This window comes from Leisingera sp. S232, assembly GCF_049800895.1.
In the GTDB taxonomy this organism is placed as follows: Bacteria; Pseudomonadota; Alphaproteobacteria; order Rhodobacterales; family Rhodobacteraceae; genus Leisingera.
On record NZ_JBNAFX010000050.1, the window covers coordinates 1 to 2500 of the forward strand.

At 54.2% G+C, this 2500-nt stretch carries 1 tRNA gene and 2 rRNA genes (1 of these 3 cut by a window edge); all 3 read right to left on the bottom strand.

Annotation, left to right across the window (positions count from 1 at the left end):
- Nucleotide 1 precedes the first annotated feature (1 nt).
- Nucleotides 2–78, bottom strand: a tRNA-Met gene (locus ACP151_RS19765).
- A gap of 44 nt (nt 79–122) precedes the next feature.
- A 5S ribosomal RNA gene (gene rrf, locus ACP151_RS19770) occupies nt 123–237 on the bottom strand.
- Between the two features lie 215 nt (nt 238–452).
- A 23S ribosomal RNA gene (locus tag ACP151_RS19775) occupies nt 453–2500 on the bottom strand; it runs 780 nt beyond the window's last position.

A 2500-nucleotide genomic window follows, 5' to 3' on the forward strand; every position in this document is an offset into this window, starting at 1 on the left:
TTGGTTGCGGGAGTAGGATTTGAACCTACGACCTTCAGGTTATGAGCCTGACGAGCTACCTGGCTGCTCCATCCCGCGTCAGGGTATATTGATCGTTTAGAGAGATTTCTGGATTTTACTAGGTTTGGCGGTGACCTACTCTCCCAGGGCTTAAGCCCAAGTACCATCGGCGCGACAGTGCTTAACTTCCGGGTTCGGGATGGGACCGGGTGTTTCACTTGTGCTGTAGCCACCAAACCAAGAAAAATCCATATCCGACGACCTTGCGAAGCAAGGCTGATGAGCAGCAGGCGGCACATTTACAAAGTAGATGTGCGAGATACTGCCCGGCTGTTCTGTCACCGCGTATTTGCGGCAGGCAGAACAACCTGCGTCGGCTACAATCAACAGTCCAAGTCATTTTTTTGGGATGTTTGCTTTGTTTGGTTCCGTAACACTGTCTGTTACTGGATCAAATCAAGCCTATCGGGCGATTAGTACCGGTCAACTGAATGCATTGCTGCACTTACATCTCCGGCCTATCGGCGTGGTGGTCTTCCACGGCCCTCAGGGATACCTTGTTTTGAGGGGGGCTTCCCGCTTAGATGCCTTCAGCGGTTATCCTGTCCGAACATAGCTACCCTGCACTGCTGCTGGCGCAACAACAGGTCCACCAGTGGTTCGTTCACCCCGGTCCTCTCGTACTAGGGGCAACTCCTCTCAAGTATCCTACACCCACGGCAGATAGGGACCGAACTGTCTCACGACGTTCTAAACCCAGCTCACGTACCTCTTTAAACGGCGAACAGCCGTACCCTTGGGACCTGCTCCAGCCCCAGGATGAGATGAGCCGACATCGAGGTGCCAAACACTGCCGTCGATATGGACTCTTGGGCAGTATCAGCCTGTTATCCCCGGCGTACCTTTTATCCGTTGAGCGATGGCCCTTCCACGCGGGACCACCGGATCACTATGGCCGACTTTCGTCTCTGCTCGACTTGTCAGTCTTGCAGTCAGGCTGGCTTCTGCCATTGCACTCAACGAGCGATTTCCGACCGCTCTGAGCCAACCTTCGCGCGCCTCCGTTACTCTTTAGGAGGCGACCGCCCCAGTCAAACTACCCGCCACGCAGGGTCCCGGATCCGGATAACGGACCGCGGTTAGACATCAAGAGTGCGAAGGGTGGTATCTCAAAGGAGGCTCCACAAGGACTTGCGTCCCTGCTTCGATGCCTACCACCTATTCTGCACATCACAATCCTGATGCCAGTGCGAAGCTGTAGTAAAGGTGCACGGGGTCTTTCCGTCTAACCGCGGGAAGCCTGCATCTTGACAGGCAATTCAATTTCGCTGAGTCGATGTTGGAGACAGCGGGGAAGTCGTTACGCCATTCGTGCAGGTCGGAACTTACCCGACAAGGAATTTCGCTACCTTAGGACCGTTATAGTTACGGCCGCCGTTTACCTGGGCTTCAATTCGGAGCTCTCACCCCTCCTTTTAACCTTCAGGCACCGGGCAGGCGTCAGACCCTATACGTCGTCTTGCGACTTCGCAGAGCCCTGTGTTTTTAATAAACAGTCGCCACCCCCTGGTTTGTGCCCCCGGATTCCACTTGCGTAGGACCCGGGCCTCCTTCTCGCGAACTTACGGAGGTATTTTGCCGAGTTCCTTCAACATCGTTCTCTCAAGCGCCTTGGTATTCTCTACCAGTCCACCTGTGTCGGTTTAGGGTACGGTCTGATGGAGGGCTATTTCCAGGGACTGATCAGCAGCCCATTCAATCCGATAAGGATGAACTACCTTCACAATCCGTCACATCCTCCTGGCCCACGAATATTAACGTGGTTCCCATCGCCTACGCCTTTCGGCCTCGGCTTAGGGGCCGGCTTACCCTGCTCAGATTAGCTTTAAGCAGGAACCCTTGGACTTTCGGCGAGAGTGTCTCTCACACTCTTTGTCGCTACTCATGTCATCATTCTCGCTAGTGATCTCTCCACCGGATGGCTCACGCCCCGGCTTCATCGAAAGCCTCGCGTCTCCAATCTTCCCGAAGGAAGTAAGGAGACATGAGACTATGTCACACTACGCTCTGCTACCATGCACTATGTGCATCCTCGGCTTCGGCTCATGGCTTGAGCCCCGTTACATCTTCGCCGCAAGACATCTTAATTAGACCAGTGAGCTGTTACGCTATCTTTAAAGGATGGCTGCTTCTAAGCCAACCTCCTGGTTGTTTTGGACGTCTCACCTGCTTTCCCACTTAGCCATGAATTGGGGGCCTTAGCCGGAGGTCAGGGTTGTTTCCCTCTCCACGACGGACGTTAGCATCCGCCGTGTGTCTGCCATCTAGTACTCCCGGGTATTCGGAGTTTGGTTAGGATCAGTAAGCCTGTGGGGCCCCATTACCCATCCAGTGCTCTACCCCCCGGGGTATTCGGATGACGCTCTACCTAAATAGATTTCGCAGAGAACCAGCTATCTCCGAGTTTGATTGGCCTTTCACCCCTAGGCACAGCTCATCC